Origin of the sequence: Dendronalium phyllosphericum CENA369, from assembly GCF_016056275.1 — a bacterium.
Lineage (GTDB): Bacteria > Cyanobacteriota > Cyanobacteriia > Cyanobacteriales > Nostocaceae > Dendronalium > Dendronalium phyllosphericum.
Map to the genome: position 1 here is coordinate 1 of NZ_JAECZA010000040.1, position 21,910 is coordinate 21,910.

At 42.4% G+C, this 21,910-nt stretch carries 15 protein-coding genes; 11 read left to right on the forward strand and 4 right to left on the reverse strand.

The annotated features are described in order from the left end of the window. Positions 1-54 precede the first annotated feature (54 nt). Entirely contained in the window at positions 55-1,458 is a 1,404-nt protein-coding gene (locus I8752_RS11690) for a cytochrome P450 (protein WP_214432488.1), read from the reverse strand. A gap of 196 nt (positions 1,459-1,654) precedes the next feature. Here I8752_RS11690 and I8752_RS11695 point away from each other — a divergent pair, with 196 nt between their 5' ends. Further along, positions 1,655-3,868: a phosphoketolase family protein gene (locus I8752_RS11695; RefSeq protein WP_214432489.1), complete on the forward strand. Its 2,214-nt coding sequence runs from the start codon at positions 1,655-1,657 to the stop codon at positions 3,866-3,868. Between the two features lie 406 nt (positions 3,869-4,274). Here the strand turns inward: I8752_RS11695 and I8752_RS11700 are convergent, their stop codons facing one another. Next, positions 4,275-4,904: an SMI1/KNR4 family protein gene (locus I8752_RS11700; protein WP_214432490.1), complete on the reverse strand. Its 630-nt coding sequence runs from the start codon at positions 4,902-4,904 to the stop codon at positions 4,275-4,277. A gap of 560 nt (positions 4,905-5,464) precedes the next feature. Between I8752_RS11700 and I8752_RS11705 the strand changes: the two genes are divergently transcribed. Continuing rightward, a complete protein-coding gene (locus I8752_RS11705; protein WP_214432491.1) occupies positions 5,465-5,830 on the forward strand; it encodes a nuclear transport factor 2 family protein in 366 nt (121 codons plus the stop codon). A 69-nt stretch (positions 5,831-5,899) separates the two neighbouring features. On the opposite strand, the gene I8752_RS11710 is transcribed toward I8752_RS11705, so the two are convergent. Next, positions 5,900-6,295 (reverse strand): hypothetical protein, encoded by a 396-nt coding sequence (locus I8752_RS11710; protein WP_214432492.1) that lies wholly within the window; start codon positions 6,293-6,295, stop codon positions 5,900-5,902. Positions 6,296-6,851: 556 nt separating this feature from the next. On the opposite strand from I8752_RS11710, the gene I8752_RS11715 reads away from it, so the two are divergent. From I8752_RS11715 to I8752_RS38360, 4 genes are all read left to right on the forward strand, one after another. Then, the gene (locus I8752_RS11715) at positions 6,852-7,250 is read left to right on the forward strand and encodes a hypothetical protein (RefSeq protein ID WP_214432493.1); all 399 of its coding nucleotides are present in this window, start codon (positions 6,852-6,854) and stop codon (positions 7,248-7,250) included. 267 nt (positions 7,251-7,517) lie between these two features. Beyond that, positions 7,518-10,310 carry a tetratricopeptide repeat protein gene (locus tag I8752_RS11720; RefSeq protein WP_214432494.1) on the forward strand — a complete coding sequence of 931 codons (2,793 nt, stop codon included), beginning with the start codon at positions 7,518-7,520 and terminating at the stop codon, positions 10,308-10,310. 163 nt (positions 10,311-10,473) lie between these two features. After that, positions 10,474-10,725: a UPF0175 family protein gene (locus tag I8752_RS11725; protein ID WP_214432495.1), complete on the forward strand. Its 252-nt coding sequence runs from the start codon at positions 10,474-10,476 to the stop codon at positions 10,723-10,725. A 5-nt stretch (positions 10,726-10,730) separates the two neighbouring features. Further along, positions 10,731-11,222, forward strand: coding sequence for a DUF3368 domain-containing protein (locus tag I8752_RS38360; RefSeq protein WP_214432496.1), 492 nt, complete (start codon positions 10,731-10,733; stop codon positions 11,220-11,222). A gap of 290 nt (positions 11,223-11,512) precedes the next feature. Here I8752_RS38360 and I8752_RS11735 read toward each other — a convergent pair whose 3' ends face one another. Continuing rightward, positions 11,513-11,737: a Nif11-like leader peptide family natural product precursor gene (locus I8752_RS11735; RefSeq protein WP_214432497.1), complete on the reverse strand. Its 225-nt coding sequence runs from the start codon at positions 11,735-11,737 to the stop codon at positions 11,513-11,515. Between the two features lie 310 nt (positions 11,738-12,047). Between I8752_RS11735 and I8752_RS11740 the strand changes: the two genes are divergently transcribed. From I8752_RS11740 to I8752_RS11760, 5 genes are all read left to right on the forward strand, one after another. Next, the gene (locus I8752_RS11740) at positions 12,048-12,482 is read left to right on the forward strand and encodes a hypothetical protein (RefSeq protein ID WP_214432498.1); all 435 of its coding nucleotides are present in this window, start codon (positions 12,048-12,050) and stop codon (positions 12,480-12,482) included. A 68-nt stretch (positions 12,483-12,550) separates the two neighbouring features. Further along, positions 12,551-13,339, forward strand: a complete 789-nt coding sequence (locus I8752_RS11745) for a hypothetical protein (protein WP_214432499.1) — start codon at positions 12,551-12,553, stop codon at positions 13,337-13,339. After that, on the forward strand, positions 13,336-15,018 hold the full coding sequence (locus tag I8752_RS11750) for an ATP-grasp domain-containing protein (protein WP_214432500.1): 1,683 nt from the start codon (positions 13,336-13,338) through the stop codon (positions 15,016-15,018). The genes I8752_RS11745 and I8752_RS11750 overlap by 4 nt, the downstream gene beginning before the upstream one ends. 813 nt (positions 15,019-15,831) lie before the next feature. Beyond that, a complete protein-coding gene (locus I8752_RS11755) occupies positions 15,832-18,258 on the forward strand; it encodes a hybrid sensor histidine kinase/response regulator (RefSeq protein ID WP_214432501.1) in 2,427 nt (808 codons plus the stop codon). A 223-nt stretch (positions 18,259-18,481) separates the two neighbouring features. Further along, positions 18,482-21,823 (forward strand): PAS domain-containing protein, encoded by a 3,342-nt coding sequence (locus I8752_RS11760; protein ID WP_214432502.1) that lies wholly within the window; start codon positions 18,482-18,484, stop codon positions 21,821-21,823. Positions 21,824-21,910 lie beyond the last annotated feature (87 nt).

The following is a 21,910-nucleotide window of genomic DNA, read 5'->3' on the forward strand; positions in this document are numbered from 1 at the left end:
CCACACCCCACACCCCACACCCGCCCCAACGGGGCTTGGTCAACTATCCCTAGTTCAAGCAGTTGTTTTCATTTCTTGAAGTTCCTTTATCTGGGAGATGTGAGACTTCACCTGACGCTGACTCTTGATAACCATCTCGATAGGACGGTTTGGCCCTGTCACCAAACCACGCCGTTGAGGTCGGATTTCACCGTTGTCAACTAGCTCTAATTCTCGACTGGTAAGGATTTTGGCGATTGCTAATTTCATTTCCAACTGAGCAAAGGCTAGACCAATACAGCGCCTTGCACCTCCCCCAAAAGGCAAATACTCGTAGGGAGAAAATTGCCGTTCTAAAAAGCGTTCTGGCTTAAACTGCTTGGGTTGGGGATATAAATCTTCGCGTTGGTGGATTGAATAAATCGAACCAATCACACCCGTACCCGGTTCGAGGTCATAACCACCCAGCGATACAGGTGTTTTCACTACCCTCGGAAAGGTCAGCATCGCTACTGGATAAATTCGCAAGGTTTCACAGCAAACAGCATTGAGATAGGGTAATTTAAAAATAGCGTTGGGGTCTGGGTTATCTGCGAGACTATCTAGTTCTTGCAGTAGCTTTTGGCGCACCGATGGTAGTTTGTGAATCCAGTAAAATGCCCAAGCAATCGCTGTTGCTGTGGTTTCATGTCCTGCTATTAATAAAGTCATTAATTCATCGCGCAACTCTTCATCGGTCATAACTTGACCTGCTTCATCTCTAGCTGACATCAGTAAGCTGAGAATATCCGTGCGCGATGAATCTGGTTGTTCTCGACGTTCTCGAATTTCTGCGTATAGAAGTCGATCTGTTTCCTGCTGGCGGCGCATCTGCCTTCCCCAAACATTAATCGGGCCAAAATCTCTTTGCAAAGAAGGAAAATAAAGCAAAGCGACACTCAACTTAGAACTTCCCTTTTCTAAGATTTCGCCCAAAAAGTGTTGTAGTTTATCAGCGCGCGGCCCTTCATCTAGACCAAACACGGCTTGCATAATTACTCTTAGGGTAATAGTTTGGGCAGCAGACCGGATATTGAAGGATTGACCTATCTGGTATTGGCTGATTATTTTCTCGGTAATATCACTAATTACCTGACTATAGCTTCGCATTCTTTCACCGTGAAACGGTGGCAATAACAACTGTCTTTGGCGCTGGTGTTCTGCGCCACTGATGGTAATCACAGAACGCTTACCAAGTAAAGATTCAAACAGCAGATTCGTATCGCCAGGTGCTGCAAACTCCTTGGTATCGTTTGTCAAAATCTGCTGTAGCACTTGGGGATTGCTGACAAATATCAAGGGAGGAGAGTTGTTCTCTAACTTGAGAGTAAACATGTCTCCATATTTTGCAGCACAAGCTTCCAAAAATGACATGGGGCTGATAATCCAACGCAGCATCTGTACTACTGCTGGGGTTTGCGGGCCGTTTGGTAATTTCATAAATTTTTTTTGTTACTTTATCTCTTTTTTTACATTAACTAACTCAAACTCTTAAATTTTTTGGAGTAACGATTTAAACTACTTATCTTGGGGTTGCGAAAAAGCAATAAACTGTTACAAGCTGAAAGATGTAAAATTTTTGTTAAATTAAACGAGCATCTTCTATCATTTTGGTTTTTTTAATAAGGTACTCAGCATGACAGCAATCACGCCAAAAGCATCTTCAGCACTTCCCGATTTTTGCGAAGGAATTCAATATTTTGGTGAAGTGCTACCTGGTTTTGAAACCTATGGTGCAACACCTGCTGTAGAGTCGGGCAAAGTCGCGATCGCATCTCCTACAGAAGCGAATGCTGTGTATCAAACTTTACTATTTTCTGATGCTTTACGCTACCTGACATTGCAAATTACTGGTAGTAAAGCCTCTGGGCATCCAGGTGGATTTGCCAGTCAAGCGGAAGCTTACGCGGCTCTTGTCATGCTGGGATATAAGAATATTATTACCGAAGTTGGACACCACGCTCCCGGATTTTATAGTGCAATGTTCCTCGATCGCTCTTTAGAGGATATGGGGATTTTTAGAGTACAAGAATTGCGCGATCGCTTTCGAGAAAAGCACGGGCTTTTAGGACACCTTTCTGGTTATATCCCCGGTATTCTTGCACCTGCGGGGCCTTTAGGGCAAGGACAACATTTTGCAATGGCAGCGGCCTTGTTGCATAAAGATAAATTATTTCCTTTCACCCTAGGGGATGGGGGACTGGGCGAACCATATATTGTTAGTGCGATCGCCCACTTCCACACTGCTTACCCAGATGTCACCAACTTCTTGCCAGTACTGGTATGGAACGGTTACAGCCAGGAACATCACAGTATGGTTTCTCTCAAAACCAACGAACAGATGCAGGCATACTGGCAAGGTAACGGTTTTGATGAAGTCGTGTTAATAGATGCTAAAGAATTTGACGATCGCGACCAACCAGGGGATTACGTTGATAGTACCGCTTTTTCCTTCGAGCAGCGGCTAGCCTTTACCAAAGCTGTACTTGTGAGTATCGATAAAGCTGCAACTTCCGCCCTCAGCGGTAAACTGACGGTGTTTATTATTAAACAACTCAAAGGTGCAGGAGTCCATGCTAGAGGTGCAAAATCTCACAACCTCTATCCTAAAGATACGCTGGATGCTCCTCATATAGTTAGTGCATTGCGATCGCGCGCTTTATCGCCAGAAGAATGGCAACTAGTACGGACAAATGCCGAACGTGCTGGCGGAGGCCCGGCGGCGAAAACCGTGGTGACAGAATTTGCATTACCATTACCAGAGTTAGGCGAATTGCCTTTAGAAGAATATGCAGTTAGTGGCGAACCCAAAGTTTCCACAACAGCCATGGGACGGTTAGTAGGAATAGTGGGACAAAAAGATCGAAATTTCCTTGTGACTAACGCCGATGGTAACGAAGCATCTGGGATAGCCAATATTAACCAAGCACTGAAAATTATCCACCCCACAACCGACGACTTATACAACCAAGCACCAAACGGACAAGTTTACGAACCGTTGAGTGAAGATGCTTGTGCGGGTTTAGCTGCTGGTTTGTCGCTGATGGGTGCGCGTACTTTGTGGTGTTCCTACGAATCTTTTGCCATTAACGGATTACCGATTTGGCAAACCGTCATCCAAGCAATGGCAGAATTACGTCGTCCCACACCCTCAACAATTACTTTATTCACTGCTGGGGCATTAGAACAAGGGCGCAACGGATGGACTCACCAACGTCCAGAAATTGAAGCTTACTTTGCTTCATTGATGCGAAATGGTAATGTTTTCCCCTTATTTCCCCCGGATGCTAACAGTATTCAAGTCTGTTATGACTGGGCGCTAACAACTAAGAATAAGGGAATTGTCATTACTGCAAGTAAATCACCATTACCAATTCGCACAACTTTTGCCCAAACTCATCAAGGATTGCAAGATGGTGCAGTGGTGTTGCATGAAGTTGCAGGCGATCGCAAAGTTGTGTTTGCTGTCATTGGCGATATGACATTAATGCCAGTATTTGAAGCTGCCGCTTTCTTAGAAAATGAGGGTATTGGTGTCAAAATTGTTTCTGTCATCAATCCTCGGCGGTTGTATCGTCCTGATGATACTGCCTGGGAAACTTCTTCTGAAGCTGATGGCGGTTTCTTAGATGATGCCAAATTTGCCGAATTATTTGCTGGTGATGCGCTAATTGGTGTGACAGGTGGTGCAGCAGCAATGCTAGAACCCATCATGTTACGCAGTACAGCCAAGCGCGATACCTTCGCTTGGAAGCGTGGGGAAACTACAGCAAGTGCTGGTGAGTTGATGGCGTTTAATGGTTTGACTGCGGAGGCATTAACGAAACGTGCCATTAAGTTAGTGCATTAAAGATCGATACAGTTCAGTTAAGCCCCAAATCCTCATGTAGAGACGCGATTCATCGCGTCTGAAAGACCAATTTTCTACGCCAATAACCTTTAACTGAACCGTATTGCATTAAAGATAGAATTGTTGATATAGCAAAGTGCTGAGTGCTGAGTGCTGAGTAAAAACCACTTGCTTTAAGGCTTTGAGCAATCACAACTGTCCTAAAGGTTGTGGCTACGGCTATACTTCGATCGCATTTAACAGGCGCGACAGCTTTGAGTTTGGTAGGGTGCGTTAGGACTTGCGTTCATAACGCACCGTAAATTTTTGGCGGTGCGTTACACTGACAACTGACAACTGACAACTGACCACTGACCACTGCCTCCTGCCTCCTGCCTTCTGCCTCCTGCCTTCTACTTATAAGTTCTTAAAGTTTACCTTGAGTAATAACTTTCCAATAATCAAGAAAATGACTCATTTCGGGATTTTTAGTACTAAAACTTATAGAATCTTCGTCCTCAGAACTGATGATGTAGTTGCCCGATTCTAGTTGAGTAATAAACCAATTTAAAAATGATTCTAAATCATCTGCAAAAACGAATTTAACATCTTCATCTCTGCCAAAATTGATAACTTGCCCTACTTTACCTTTCTTTCCTGGGTCTAAATCTATACCTAAATGATTGCCACCGCAATCATAGGCAAAAGGAATCCATTTTTTACTAGCATATATTTCTTTAACTTTTCCTGGGCTATGAGATTGACCAAGAATATCTTTATTTATGCCCTCATCAACAAGTTGTGCCCAGACTTGCCAATTTCGATGTATCTCAGGTAAAGACAAAAATTCTAAGCCATAAAATAGTCCTGGGTAGTATCTACTCATCTGACCATTATGCCACTTGTATAATTCTTTGAATGATGGGGGTAACTCAAATTGCATTTGATTTTCTAACTCCAGAATTTCCTCTTCAGTTGCTGCGGGATTTAAACTATCTAAGACTTCTGGCAAATGCTTTTTAAACCATGTTTCAATTCGAGTTAATATCTCTTTCATAAAAACTTATGGTAAATTAAAAAAATATTTTAGTTTTATATACCACATTTGCAGTAATTCTAATAGTAAATTGATTCTGATTTTTCCCTTAAGCCGTGAAACATCGAAATAGCAAGGGGTTCACACTAAATATTCTTCTCAACAACTTAATTTTAATGACAGCGATCGCGAGAGAATAGGGCTTTGGGATAGGAGTATAGTATCGCCCAAAAAACTTTAAAGACTATTTTAACTCTTACGCACTATACAAATTAACCATAATATGGATAACGGTATTTGGTCGTTTCAGGCGTTTTGCATAACGCTGATTGATTCGCATATTTGCGTAGGCGTAGCCCGTCGTAGACATCGCTAAGTGCTATACATAGATAACATCTTGCCTGAATGATTGCTTAGTACCTGAGAGGTTGTTTGAAAAGGGTTAGCTGTGATTTGAGACACTTGTCGATCCCCCTAGCCCCCTTAAAAACTATGCACATTAATCGACATCACTTTGTCAAAATCCTCGATCTGGATCTACAATGGCGAGACTCTGCTTCCTGTCCTCAACCATCTGCTTTATGCCAAATCAACCTGCACCAGAAATCGAGCTGCTGCACGCAGCTTACGCTGCCTTCAACGCGCGAGATATCGATGCCGCCCTTACCCTGATGACTCCCAACGTGGCTTGGCCGAGAGCGTTCAAGGGTGGATTCGTCCGTGGATTGGAGGAAGTCCGCGCTTATTGGACGGAGCAATGGAGCGAGATCGACCCGCATGTGGAGCCGACGGCCTTCCACCCAGAGGATGCCGGACGTATTTTAGTTGAAGTGCATCAGGTTGTCCGCGACTTGGCTGGAACGATCCTTGCCGATGAGCGTGTGGGACATCGTTTCACCATTGAGCATGGACTGATTCAAAGCATGGAGGTCTGTTCGCTTCCATAGATAAACTCTCTGACGATCGCCTTTTGTGTCAGAATTAGCGATCGCTACTTAGCATTTGCTAACTGAATACTATAATGTTTGAGCGTTTTTACTAGATGCTTCTTCTGTACCTGCTTTCAGTCGGCTGGCTATGCTTCTGCGGATGCGTTCGCTTTTGCGAACACCACCTGCCATTTCATATTCGCGGCTGTCTTTGCCATATTTAAAGGCAACTCCAATGAGCATTTTGTCAGTGAGATCGGCTAGGGTTTTTTCTAGTTGATCGATCTCGGTTTTAGAAGAGTCAATTACAGATAGAGCAGTATTATAAGCATCTATTGTAGTGCGTAACTGTTCAATTACCTGTGTTAAATTTTGCATGTTGCGAACATCCCCAAAATTCATGCTTGGGTCGATTGATTTGAGACTTGCGGATCTTAATTCAGCTTTTTCTAGAACGCGAGATGTACGTTTTTGCCTGGGCATAGAAGCATTCCTTTAAGATGGTTCTAGAACTAGTTTGTCTTACTAAAGCTATGTAGTGGTTCAGCATTATCCGCAGAAAATCGTATATTTTTTAACAAGCTTTTAGCAATGTGCGGCTGCTCTTAAAAACAGGAGATGCATTCAGCAGTCCTAACTTCAACGTGAGTTCGATGAACCTCTCCCTCCCAACCTCCCTCTCCCACAGGGAAAGGGAGGAGTAACGAGAAATTAGGGTTTTGGCTCCCCTCTCCGTGTCGGAGAGGGGTTGGGGGAGAGGTCAAAAAAGGGCTTGTCGAACTCACGTTAACTTTAAACGCGATGTAAGTCACTTCAAGCGCAATGTAAGTAACGTCAAGCATGATGTAAGTCACTTCAAGCGCGATGTAAGTCACTTCAAACGCGATGTAAGTAACGTCAAGCGCGATGTAAGTAACGTCAAGCGCGATGTAAGTAAACTCCTGCTTTCAACAAGGGCAAAATTTAACTTAATTTACGGAATTTAGCAGCAAAGCCATGTGTTAATGAGTAAAGAAGATACCCCTAGTCAAAGTAGCACATGGAACCTTTAACTACTGCGGCGATCGCTGTTGGCTCTATACTTGCCACTAAAGCTTTAGAAAAAACGGGCGAACAGATAGGCGAAACTCTCTGGAATAAAACTGGTCAGTTTCTTGTGACGCTCAAAAAACAGTCTCCCCATATTGTAGCTGCGATCGAGAAAGCCCCAGAACAACCACTCGATTATGGCAAGGTAATAACTGAGGTAGAATCTGCGGCTAAAGTTAACCCTGAAGTGGCTCAAGCTGCACAAGAATTGGCACAAGCAGCTAAAGCCGAACCAAATCCTAAACTTGCGGAAATTCTAGCTATGCCTAACCTAGAAAAATTGGCAGACAAAATTGGTATGGTTGTCATGTCAGGTGGAACAGGAAACATCCAAAATATGTCTTTTTAATCTAATAACTTGCAGCATTCTCGATTATACCAATTCTCTAAAATTCGTATTACCCCCTTTGATCCCCCCTTTATAAGGAGGGAAACCGGAAATCTAGTTCCCTCCCCTTTCCAAGGGGAGGGTTAGGGTGGGGTAAAACTCAAATTCGCAAGCTACTTCAGACTTGTGTGTACACTGTAGCCTTTCCAAGGGGAGGGTTAGGGTAGGGTAATACCGAAATACAAAATAAATCAGACTTGTGTGTACGCGGTTGTTGCTTAATAATGTATGCCTGAAGACTCTGGCAAGTTCGCCGATAAAGTTGGCGCTTTCGCCGCCCCTGGTTCTCAAGTTAATATTGGCACTCAAATTATTGAGGGACAGAGACAGTTAACTCCCACAAAATTTATCCCTCGCGGTTCCGTCCATTTTGTCGGGCGAGAACAGGAATTGGCAATGCTGCATCAAGATTTGCAGCGGGGAGATTATGTGGCAATAGCCGGAATGGGAGGCGTAGGCAAAACTGAGTTAGCCACCCAATACGCCAGACGATATCAACAAGATTATGGCGGCATTACTTGGTTCAACGACAGAGAAACCAATCTCGCCGCCGAAGTTTTAGAATTTTTCCTCCAGCTTGGTTTTGAGATTCCCCAAGAACTAAGAGTAAGCAGCCTAAAAGAACAAGTCGCCTGGTGTTGGTCTAAATATCCCGACTCTCCCTTGCCGATCTTAATTGTCTTCGATGATGTGACAGACCTAGCCAACCTAGCCGAAGTTGCTCCCACCGATAACTGTTTCCGAGTTTTAGTAACTACTCGACCGCAGCGTTTAGACCCTAATTTGATTCAAGAAATTTCTTTAGATGTTCTCTCGCCCCAAAAAGAACCAGGCAAAGCCTTAGAACTGTTAAAACGACTGTTGGGGAAAACAGATAGGCGAGTGGAAAACCAACCAAAAGCCGCAACGGCAATATGTGAATGTCTGGAATATTTACCTTTGGGCATAGAGTTAGTGGGAGGTTATTTAGTACGCGACCCGGACATATCTTTAGATATCATGTTTAGGCGATTGCAAGAACGTAAATTAGCAGAAGCAGCTTTACAAAACCGGGAAACCATCAATTCAACTCAACTAGGAGTCAAAGCCGCCTTTGCTTTAACTTGGCAAGAACTCGACCCACTGGCGCAACAGTTAGGAAGATTTTTGAGTTTATTTGCTCCCCAACAGATTCTTTGGGATTTGGTAATTTGGGTGGCAACAGGTGGGGAAGAAGCAGAAAATCAGGAAGAAAGACAGCTAACGTGGTCAGAAAATGAATTAAACGAAGCTAAAAAGCAACTCTATGGGCAGAACTTGCTGCAACTGGTAGAAGAAAGAGAAGGATGTTATAAAATTCATGCTTTAGTGCGGTGGTTTTTGCAAGAGCAGTTAACGGTCTCTGGCGAGATGCAATCAGTTTTGGAAACAACCTTTACCACTGCCATGATAGCTATTGCTCAAGGTTTTGCCGCTTCACCTAGCTTTAAAGACATCGAATTTTTCAATAATATTGTTCCTCATCTTGAAGGCATAGGAGAACGTTTAATTGCAGAGATAAAGGAAGCAAATGAGGCACAGATAGCTTCTCTAGCATCAGTCCCCAATGATGAAGTAACTTGGATATTTGTGGGGTTAGGAAGATTTTACGAAAGACAAGGCTTATATAAATTAGCAGAACATTGGTATAAAGAATGTGTAAATATTTGCCAACTCCTATTTGCAGGCGACCATCCATACGTGGCTTCTAGCTTGGACAATTTAGGTTTACTCTACAAAAACCAAGGGCGGTACACAGAAGCAGAACCCCTCTCCACTGAAGCCCTGGCAATGACAAAGCGTTTGTTTGATGGCGATCATCTTGATGTGGCTAGTAGCTTGAACAATTTAGCTTTACTCTACAATAGCCAAGGGCGGTATTCTGAAGCTGAACCCCTTTACAATGAAGCTTTAGCAATGATCAAGCGCCTGTTTGTAGGTGACCATCCTGATGTAGCTACTAGCTTAGACAATTTAGCAGGACTCTACAAAAATCAAGGGCGGTATACAGAAGCCGAACCCCTCTGTAACGAAGCTTTGGCAATGACAAAGCGCCTGTTTGTTGGTGACCATCCTGATGTCGCTACTAGGTTGAATAATTTAGCAGAACTCTACAATAGCCAAGGACGGCACACGGAAGCTGAACTTCTCTACAGCGAAGCCCTGGCAATGACAAAGCGCCTGTTTGTTGGTGACCATCCTCATGTAGCTACTATCTCGAACAATTTAGCAGAACTCTACAATAGCCAAGGGCGGTACAGCGATGCCGAATCTCTTTACAATGAAGCTCTAGCAATGACAAAACGGCTGTTTGATGGCGACCATCCTAACATAGCTACTAGCTTGAACAATTTAGCATTAGTCTACTATGGTCAAGGACTGTACACGGAAGCTAAACCCCCCTTCACTGAAGCCTTGGCAATGACAAAACGCCTGTTTGTTGGCGACCATCCTGATGTGGCTAATAGCTTGAACAACTTAGCAGCACTTTACAAATGCCAAGGGCGGTACAGCGATGCCGAATCTCTTTACAATGAAGCTTTAGCAATGACAAAACGCCTGTTTGTTGGCGACCATCCTGATGTAGCTATCAACTTGAACAATTTAGCCGGACTCTACAAATGCCAGGGACGGTACGCGAAAGCCGAACCCCTCTTTATTGAAGCCCTGACAATGAGAAAGCGCCTGTTTGTTGGCGACCATCCCGATGTGGCTAATAGCTTGAACAACTTAGCAGCACTCTACGATAGCCAAGGCAGGTATACGAAAGCTGAACCTCTCTACAGCAAAGCCCTGGCAATGTGCAAACGGGTGTTCGGGGTTAATCATTTTTCTACAGTAATGGTTAGAAAAAATCTGACAATTCTAATTCTACGACAGCATTTTACCCCTCGTGCCATCTGGAAACGTAGGTTAGGTCAGTTTGTGAAAATCTTAAAGGCGATATTAATTCTACCGTTTTCCCTACTGTGGCGATTGGCTAAAAAATTAATTCGTAATTAAAAGGCTGGGTAAAGCGATCGCACTTTTGAGGAAAGTTTGCCATCTACTAAACTTGGGCGATCTCTATTCTCAAAAATACTGCTTGCGATCGCTCTTTTTACTGAGTGCATAGACACGAATTTATATGATAAAAGTAGTAAACCCTAGTTAACACAAGTTGGTAATGAGTCAATTTATCCAACCCATCAACTTGCAAATATCACCTGATTCTTTAAATCAAGGTGAACGAGCTATTCTCCAGGAATTAGCTTTACAACTGTACGCACAGAATATTTTTACCTTTAGTCAAGCACGTCACCTAGCTAACTTGTCTGTATGGGAATTTCAGCAACTTTTAGGAGAAAACAAAATCGAACGTCATTATAATGAAGCAGATTTAGCTCAAGATATTGAAATAATTGAAGCAGGTTTTTAGAGATTGTGACCGTTGTTTGTAACGCTACGCCTTTAATAAATTTTGCAGCTATTAATCGTCTTGATATCTTGCAGACTGCATTTAGACAAATTGTTATTCCCCAAGCTGTTTATAATGAAACTACTATTGCAGGTTTTCCAGGATCGGAATTTGTATTGCAGGCAATTGCTGCCAGATGGTTGCAAGTTATCTCAGTTTCAACAATAACACTTAACATACCACCAGAATTAGATAACGGTGAACGTGAAGCAATTGCCTTAGCGCTAGAAACTGGAGAACGGCAAATTTTGCTAGATGAACGTGAAGCACGCCAAGTAGCTCAAAGTTTGGGATTACAAGTAATTGGTACTCTAGGTATTCTCTTATTAGCAAAAAATAGAAATATAATTACACAGGTGCAACCCTTACTAGATGCTATGATTAATACTGCTCAATATTGGGTAAGTCGTAGTCTTTACGAACAAGTCTTACGACAAGCAAGAGAATTAAAAGACTAATTAGCAAAAAGTAGATAAGATTAGGTATTTTTCTGCGATCTTCGTTCGCGTAGCGTCTCGTTCGCGCTAGCGTCTCCGAAGGAGAAGAGAAGACATTGCCGTTCGCGGTAGGGTCTCTGAAAGAGAAGGCATCGCTTTTCTCTCATCAACTAATTACTTGGTAAGAATTCAGCACTCAAGAGCCAGAAGATATAATTCTCCTGACTCCTAGATTCTGGCTTTTGTCAATCAAGGTATTGCACTCAAAAAAACACTAAATTTTTAAGATAATTGACTCTGCTATGATAAATTTAACGAGCGATCGCAAAGCTCGCTTCGTCTTCAAACAATACTTGAGCTAGCTCGCTTTCAGTGAATTGGTAGCCCAGAGTACTAGCAAACTTAACAATCCTAGTTTTATCCCAATGGCAACTGCCTAAAAATCCTCGACGACAACACTTCTTTAAATATTGTTCATAAATAGCTCGATCCGATATCACAACTTCATAAAAAGCATTAACCTGTTTGAGTGACATTCAATTAAATCTCCTAAAAATATTGATTTTCTTATTTACTAATAAATACATTGTTTTACTAGATAATTCCGGCTGGAATCATCTACTATCAAAGATTTTTATTTATTCTGGCGAATAAAATTTTAGTAGTTTCGTAGGGTGCGTTATGGACGCAAGTCCTAACGCACCGTCATTAATTTCTGTGTTTCCAAAATTGTTAATTGAATCGCGTGCATAAAAGCCAGCTGACTGACCTATAGAGAATTATGGCAGCGCGATCGCTTTTTGCTGTTGTCTGTCAATTTGGAAACAACCCAAGGATAAATTACTTATGAATCTTAAATCTGCTTTATCTAGTCGTTTACTGCTAATGCTAAGTCTTAGCGTTCCTGCTGTATTGCTTTCGGCGGTAGGTGGGGCTTTTGCCCAGTCAGCTACACAACTTGGTGTAGTTGCTTCTAGCCAAAAAGTTCAGCCATTCATCACAGCAGATGCTAGACGCGATACTCTGCAAAATTTGAACAGGATAAAAATATCTCCCGTAATTCTACAAGGTGATGACGGTGGCACGGGTAAGGAATCTTCTGATAAAGGTAAAGATGCTTCTGACAAAGGCAAAGATGCTTGTGATTCTTGCCCGCAAGGAGGTTTATTCAATAAAGTGAGCAATCCCGATCCTTTGATCCGCGACAACCAACCTATCTTAAATCAGCCACTACAAACTGTGCCATCAAATGTCCTTTTTAAAGGAACGCAGATTAGATAAATAGTAGGGACGCGCTACGGCGCGTCTTTAGAGAAATTAACAAGGATTCAATCGGGAATTGATTATATATGGATTTGATTATAGTTGGCGATCGCGGCGATCGTTTCGCTACTGAAGTTGTCAATTTCGCCAAACAAAAAGGATTTGTTGCCGAAATTCTCGATGTATGCGATGCAGCACAGTTATTCACAGTTAGCGTTGATTCTGGACGGGCAATTGTGACTCCTGATATTCCCCTGCTACTGCGGATGCCAGCACCATCTACTATTCGCCAAGACTTCGATAGTTCATTTCAGTATGGTGAATGTTTAGCAACTTTGTGGGCTGCGGCTGCACTGATGAAATCAACTGTAATTAATCGCCCTACACCTTTCAGTGCTTGGGGACGTGCAGCAAATTCCTCAATTCTCACTTCACACAGGGCTGGTTTGCATCCCAAGGGTAGGGAAGTTTTTTCATTGTATCCTGCCGCTCCACCCCAAGAATTTGCCAACCAGCAGTGGAATGTGCAGGATCTCACAACATATATAGATACCCCATGGCCGGAAATTCCAGAAGGTGAAGGGCCTTATCGCGCTTATGACTCGGATACTGACCCAGCTTACGAGATGGTTGTTGTTTTGGGCAAGCAAGCTTGGCGTTGCACAACAGCACCTTTAGAGAAATTGCAACTAGAACGCCAGAGTATCTCTATTATTCAACAGTTGGAAATGACATTTGGAGTTGTTATCTGGAGCATTTCCCCCAATTTGGATAATTATGCTCTATTTAGCGTCAATCCCTTTCCTGCTATCCAACAAGTACAGTTTGTCTGGCATTCTTTAGCACCAGCACTCATTGAGGCTTTCTTTCCATGATTTACGCAATTGGACTCGACTCAGACCGGACTTTCTGTCATTTCGTCTCCCAAGCGACTCGGCGTGGCGTTCGAGTACAAGCAATTAACCTGCGATCTGTGATTCTAGAAGGTGACTGGCACTTAACTCTTCCTGATGATGGATATAGTTATATTAGCGTTGCGGGAGAAAAATACCAACTCGATCCCCAAGGTTCTTACTATTGCCGCATTATTGACCTTTCATCTGTGCAATCTGACTTGGCCTTAGCGATGCGTTGGCGCGGTTTCATGACAGCTTTAACTGCATGGCTAGAATATATTCCAGGCACAGTTATTAATCGCCCTGGCGGCCGTTGTGACAACTTTTCCAAGCCACTGCACGAGTATTGCCTACAATCTTCTGGTTTTCAAGTTCCAGCTAGTATTACCAGTTCCAACGCCGAAAAATTAGCCGCTTTTGCCGCCGCATCACCAACAATTGTTAAGACTACATCTGGTATTCGCGCTGACAGTCGGCTAGTACAACCAGAGGAATTTATCGACTTTCACCCCTCTCAAGGGCCTGTGCATTTACAAAGATATGTTGCTGGTGCAGATGTGCGGGCGCATGTAGTTGGTAATAGCGTTCATGCTGAGTTGATTAACTGTTTAGAGGTTGACTACCGCCAGTCATTTGAAGATGCCGATTATGCAGCTTTTCAATTACCTGAATCTTTATGTCAGCAAATTGTTGATGCCACTGCTGCCTTTGGGTTAAAGTTTGCAGGTTGGGATTTTAAAGTTACCAATGACAACCAATATTGGTGTCTGGAAGTTAATCCCATGCCGGGATATGACGGTTACGATAAAAGAGCCAATGGTCGGATTACGGATTCCTTATTGGCATTACTAATGCACGGCGATGCTGCTGAGAATGATACCAGAGTATTTTCTGTGCAACCAAAAGATATTTATCCTAGTTTGCCTCAAGAAATTGTAACAGAAGAAATTCTCGTAGCAGAAATTTTAACAAAAGCACAGTGTGAAGAAGTTTACACTGGCATCCATAACTTAAAACAATTTTGGATTCAAAGAGGAAAAGCTAACTTTTTCACTTTAGGAGCAGCCAGCTACCTCGATTTTTCTGAACTAGCCGACATCAATGATGATTATTATCAAAGAGCAAAAAAATATAATTTAATTCTTCAACAAAATTTTAGTTGGCTTTATCAACTGATTCAAGATACTATTAAACAAAAGTTACAAGCACCAACCAAATATTTTGAATACTTAGCTATTCCCGGATTTCATATTTGGCAATACCCAGCAATCTTTACTAAGCCGACAGCATCGATTCACTTCGACTTGCAATATCAAAACCTCAAATGGCAAAATGCGAATAAAGTTGATTTTACTCGTTCGATTTCGTTTACATTGCCGATTAAACTTCCTCAATGTGGTGGTGGATTAAATGTTTGGCATTTAAAATATGAGGAATTTGTCGATGCCTATCATCAAGGTCTGGTTATGGAAGTAGAAGAAATGCAAAGTTCCAGAAAGCAAACTTTCCATGCTTACGAGGTTGGCAAAATTGTCATTCACTCTGGTCATTCACTCCATCAAATTGCACCTGTTGAGCAAGTTTATATGGATGATGAGAGAATTACTCTACAAGGACATGGAATTTTTAACGATGGGGAATGGCAACTTTACTGGTGATATCGTGTCCGGTTAAAGACTTATCATTAAGACCGCTCCAGGGGCGGAGGGGCAGAATTGATTGCATTCTAACTCCGAAATTATGATTTCTGAATTCTTCCTGTGAGAATTAAAAGCCTTTGATACCTGACTTCTCAAAGAAGTTGGGTATTTGACTTTTCACAAATGATTTAAAATTGCCTTACCATAAATACATTTCCAATTAGTTGGGCAATAATAGTAAACTTTGTAATGAAGACTAGGAGTCATTTACCATAATAGAGCGATATAATGAAAATATTTTCCAAGCTTTTTTTGAAGCCAGCAGATTTTAAGTTGATGAAACACACAAGCTTTGTCTGTTAGCTAGTAATAAAGCCTATTTTACTTCTGACTTCTGATTCTTGAATTTTGCTGTACTTTTAAATAATTTCGAGAGTAACTTCATTTAGACTAAGTGCAGAGAAGGCTGAATTGACTGGGGAGCAATTTCCCATTTAGGCTACTAATTACTCAATGTGTATGGCACTTGAAACCAGACTCATCCTAAATATGTCACTCTTACACCTTCCCTGCTTCATGTATTTAAATAACTGTGAGCGACACGAGGATAATTCGTAATTCATTCAAGAAGGCAGGAGGCAGAAGGGAACCCACCCTTAAAAGAGTGGGATTGTAACAAGGACGTTTTATACCCCGCTCTCTACAGTCTCGATATAATTATTGATTTAGACTGGGCTTTAAACCCAGAACTAAAGTTTTTATTGATGCTTCTTTCCTTCTGCCCTCTGCCTTCGTACTTCTGCCTTTCTTTGTAATCGTAGGAAAAATTTAATGCAATCTTCAGTGTGTAACCATGAAGCAGCAAGACTTAAGGCTCTTTATCAGTATCAAATTCTCGATACTGCACCAGAACAAGCATTTGACGATCTGGTATCTTTAGCCGCGCAGATATGTGACACACCAATAGCCTTGATTAATTTGATTGACGCTAATCGTCATTGGTTCAAAGCCAAAGTAGGGTTGAATATTCAGGAAATCCAAGCGGATTTGGCGTTGTGTCGATTTTGTATCCAGCAAAAACAGACTTTAATTGTTCCCGACATCTTAGCTGACGAACGGTTTGCCACAGAAATAATAGTTACCTCGGAACCCCATGCAAGATTTTATGTCGGCGTACCTTTGATAGTACCAGAAGGGCAGGCGATCGCGACGCTGTGTGTCATAGACCGCGTACCACGCCAAATCAGTCCTAAGCAAGTGGAAGCACTGGAATCGATTGGGCGTTTGGTAGTTAGACAACTAGAGATCCGGCGAAATTTAGCAGAACTAGCAAGCATCAAAAAAGAGTACAAACAAACACAAGAAGCGCTACACCAAAGCGAATGTATTCTCCGCAGTTTCTTCAACAGTGCGCCGATGATGATGGGAATTGTGGAATTGGTAGATAATGACATATTGCACATTACTGATAACCTCGCCACAGCTAAATTTTTTGGACTCACTCCAGAAGCAATGCAAAATCGCCTAGCGCGAGAAATGGGTGCGACAGACAAGCATTTGAGCCAGTGGATTCATTACTACCGTCAAGCAGAACGCACCCAAGCACCCGTTAGGTTTGAATATTCTTTCGATACACCCCAAAAACAAATATGGCTATCAGCAACAGTCTCGCCGATCGCAATTAGCTCTAGCAAGCATCCAAAATTTGCTTATATAGTTGAGGATATTAGTCAACGCAAGCAAGCAGAACAGCAGAGTCGCGAACAAGCAGCATTGCTGGATATCACCACAGATGCCATACTCGTCCAAGATTTATCCCACAAAATTTTGTTTTGGAATAAAAGTGCTGAGAATCTTTATGGCTGGAAGGGAGAAGAAGCTATAGATAAAAATGCCAATCGATTATTGTACGGTAAAACTTTGCCACAGCACCAAGAAATTTACAACAGCGTCTTAAAAAATGGCTCTTGGCGAGGAGAATTGCAAAACATCAGCAAATCTGGCGCAGAAATCACAGTTGAAAGTCGCTGGACATTGGTACTAGACGAGCATTTTCAAGTTAAATCGATATTGGTTGTCAACACAGATATTACCCAGAAAAAACAACTAGAAAAGCAATTTCTCCGCGCTCAACGCATGGAGAGTATTGGTACTCTGGCTAGCGGTATTGCTCACGATTTAAATAATGTATTGTCACCGATTGTCATGTCAGTGCAATTGCTCAAAAACAAATGCAGCGATCGCAACACTCACCAGATACTTTCAATCGTAGAAAACAACGCCAAACGCGGTGCTAATTTAGTCAAACAAGTGCTATCTTTTGTGCGGGGAATTGAAGGCGATCGCACAGTCTTGCAACTCAAGCATTTGATTTTAGAAATGCAACAAATTGTTCAGCAAACATTTCCCAAAACAATTGCGATTACCACAGAAATCCAGCTAGACTTATTCCCAGTTTGCGGGGATAGTACCCAACTACACCAAGTACTGATGAACTTGTGCCTGAATGCTCGTGATGCCATGCCTGAAGGGGGAAATTTGTCAATCACCGCAGAAAATATTTCCATCGATCGAAACTATACAAAGATGCATCTTGATGCCCAAATCGGAACTTACATCGTTTTGGCGATCGCTGATACAGGACTGGGCATTAAGAACGAATTCTTAGATAGAATTTTTGAACCATTTTTTACCACCAAACAATTTAGTAATGGTACGGGATTAGGACTATCAACAGTCATGGGAATTATCAAAGGTCATGGTGGTTTTATCACCGTGTCAAGTTGTGTAGGCAGCACAACATTTAAAGTATACCTACCAGCTGTGCATACAGATACATACCAGTCATCAGACAATAGAGAAATACTAGCTGGATATGGCGAATGGATTTTAGTTGTTGATGATGAAGCTGCAATTCGAGAGATTACCACCACTTCTCTAGAAAATCATAATTACAAAACCATTAGTGCTAGCGATGGCGTTGAAGCAATGACAATTTACGCCCAACATCAAGATAAAATTAGTGCGGCGATCGTTGATATAATAGTGCCTAATATGGATGGAGCAACGACTATTCGCGCATTGCAAAAGATGAATCCGCAACTACCAATAATTGCTGTCAGCGGATTAGCAACAAGCGAGCAAATACCTATTAATAAAGCATCTGGAGACACTGCCTTTTTGCCGAAACCTTACACAGTGCAGCAATTATTAACAGCTTTGCATACAGTGATTCATAATAGAAAGAATAAAACGTGAGGTTATTAATTAGATAATTTATTTGTGAAAGTTCCCTCAAAATAAACCGAGTACAGTACTGCGTAGTGAAGAAAAGTAAATAAGGCTCAAACTCTTTCTCCCCCTGCTCCCTGCCCCCTGCCCCAGAATAAAAGATTAAGTTTTCATTCTTCATCCTTAATCTTCATCCTCGATTCTTCATATTTTCTTAGACTATGAACTAACGTCTCTTGAATCTTGACTCATGACTCAGAAAGATTCTGCCCTAATTTTGGTTGTAGACGATGATGACTTGACAAGAATGCATCTATGCGAGTTGATGAAACAAGCAGGATATCAGGTAATAGAAGCAAGTAACGGTTACGAAGCACTTGCTACTTATACTCGCCTACGCCCAAATATGGTGCTGTTAGATGCTCTGATGCCGATGATGGATGGGTTTACCTGCTGTGCTAAATTACAAGCACTCCCCATCGCTGAAAGAGTACCTGTGTTAATGATTACGGCTCTTTACGATCGAGCATCCGTAGAGCGAGCTTTTGCTGTAGGTGCAACTGATTTTATTACCAAACCAATTCAGGGATCGGTATTGTCTCAAAGGGTGTGCCGTCTTTTAGAAGCCGATCGCACAATGCAGCAATTGCGCCAACAAACCGAACAAGCGCAACTGCGAGAGTACCAACTGAGGATGGCATTGCAGGCAGCCCACATGGGCATCTGGAACTGGGATCTCCAGACTGATGAAATGACTTGCTCGGATAACCTAGAAGCACTTTACGGGTTAGAAAAAGGCACTTTCGATCGCACTTATACAACTTTGATTAACTGCGTTCATCCTCAAGAGCGCGATTTTGTGCAACGCATGAATCAGCAGGCAATTAGCCAAGGCACAGACTATGACATTCAATTTCGAGTTGTTTTAGCCGATGGCAGCATTCGCTGGCTAGCCAGCAAAGGAGTAGTCTTTCACAATGCTTCTGGGGAGGCTTTACGAATATCTGGGGTAGACATGGATATTACCAAGCGCAAGCAAGCAGAGGCAGCGCTAGAAGTTCATGCCAATCAACAGCAGCTAGTAGCAGAACTCAGTCAGATAGCATTAGCTGGCACAGATTTAACTACACTGATGAATTCATCTGTAAAACTCATTGCTCAATGCCTGAAGGTTGAATACTGCAAAGTTTTGGAGCTACTGCCAGATGGTAATGCCTTATTTTTACGAGCAGGAGTAGGCTGGCAATCTGGGCTTGTGGGACAAGCAACTGTCAGCACTGGTATGGATTCGCAAGCTGGCTACACCTTGTTTTCGCAAGGGCCTGTGATTGTTAGCGATCTTCGTACAGAAACGCGATTTAACGGGCCGCCGCTGCTGCATAACCATAAAGTCATCAGTGGCATTAGCGTTGTCATTCATGGCAAAGAGCATCCTTTTGGAGTCCTTGGGGCACACACCACCAGCAAACGCGCCTTTACTAAAGATGATATTTCTTTTCTCCAAGCTATTGCTAATGTGCTAGCAACAGCTATTGAACGCCAACGGATTGAGGATGCACTCAAAAAAAGTGAAGAACGTGCTTTATTGGCTGTGCGGGGTAACAATGATGGCATCTGGGACTGGAACTTAAGAACTAATGAAGTGTTTTTCTCGACGCGTTGGAAGGAAATGCTCGGTTACGAAGACAACGAGATTTGTGACAATTTAGATCGATGGCTAACAAGGATACATCCAGACGATATCGGTTTCGTAACGCAAGCAATTGCTGACCACTTTGCTCAGAAAACCCCATTTTACATCAGCGAATATCGAGTCCAGTGTAAAAATAACACATACAAATGGATTTTAGACCGCGGTCAAGCTGTGTGGAATGCAGACGGCAATGTAGTGCGGATGACAGGTTCTCATACAGATGTGACTGAGCGCAAACTAGCAGAAGAACAACTGCGTCAAAGTGAGGAGCGTTTCCAGATAGTTGCCCGTGCTACCAATGATGCTTTGTGGGACTGGGATTTGCTGACTAATAAAGTGTGGTGGAATCAATCTGTACAGACATTGTTTGGTTACTCAGTCGAGGAAGTAGGTTCCGATTTGAACTGGTGGTGCGATCGCATACATCCGAACGACACGCAAAGAATCATTTCTGATGTCAATGCGGCGATCGCCAACGGCGAACAATTTTGGTCGGGCGAGTATCGCTTTCGTCGCAGCGACGGTTCTTATGCAGATATTCTCGATCGCAGTTATGTTGTTCGCGATCGTACAGGCACGCCAGTGCGGATGATTGGCGCGATGATGGATATTAGCCATCGCAAGCAAGCACACGCAGAATTAGAACGCCAAAATTCGCGATCGCAACTATTTGCCGATATTACTCTCAACATTCGTCAGTCTTTACAAATCGATGAAATTCTCCAAACTAGTGTTACAGAAGTCCAAAAAGTACTACAAGCAGACCGCGTATTAATCTTGCGGCTAACACCTAATTACACTTTCACGGTACTCAAAGAAGCAGTAGTTCCTAATTTACCGATCTTTGTAGGACAGTTGATTGCAGATCCTTGTTTTGGGGAAGATTACATCCAGCAATACCGTCAGGGGCGAATTAGCGCCATTGCCGACATCGAACAGGCTAATATCCAACCTTGCCACGTGGAATTACTCCGCCAATTTGGTGTTAAAGCCAACTTGGTTGTACCGATTTTCTTGCAAAATCAACTTTGGGGACTGCTAATTGCTCATCAGTGCGCCCATCCCCGTCAATGGACGAACTGGGAAATTGACCTTTTGCAACAACTGGCAGATCAAATAGGCATTGCTTTAGCTCAAAGTTCGATTCTCGAACAAGAAACTCGCCAACGACAAGAACTCGCCCGTTCTAATGAAGAACTGCAACAATTTGCCTTTATCGCCTCCCATGATTTACAAGAACCACTGCGGAAAATTAAGACCTTTAGCGAACGACTCAAAACCACTTCTAACGATTGTTTAAACGAACAGGGACGCGATTATCTAGAACGGATGCAGAATGCAGCTTTGAGAATGCAGAATTTAATCGAAGACTTATTGACACTTTCGCGTGTCAGTACTAGGACACAACCTTTTGTATTAATCAATTTGACAAAGATTGCTCAAGAAGTAGTATCCGATTTAGAAGTGCGTATTCAACAAAGTGGAGGACGTGTGGAGATAGGTGAATTACCTACGATTAAAGCCGATCCTTTACAGATGCGCCAATTGTTACAAAATTTAATTGGTAATGCTCTAAAATTCCACCGCCAACAAGTACCGCCCATTGTCAAAATTTATGGCCGACTTTTAAACAATCAATTAGACAAAGTTGCTGTCAGTTCCGAAATGTGTCAAATAATTGTAGAAGATAATGGTATTGGTTTTGAGGAAAAGTATCTCGATCGCATCTTCAATATTTTTCAACGTTTGCATGGTCGCCAAGAATACGAAGGTACAGGTATCGGTTTAGCCCTCTGCCGAAAAATTGTTGAACGTCATCATGGGAGTATCACTGCCCAAAGTCAACCAGGACAAGGAGCAAAATTTATTGTCATATTGGCAGTTAATTCTTATTCATAATTTTTCTTTCTAGAGAGGGATTACTATCAGACCCCAAAATAAGGTTTATTGTACAACTATACTCAAGAATTGTGGCAATTTGACAAT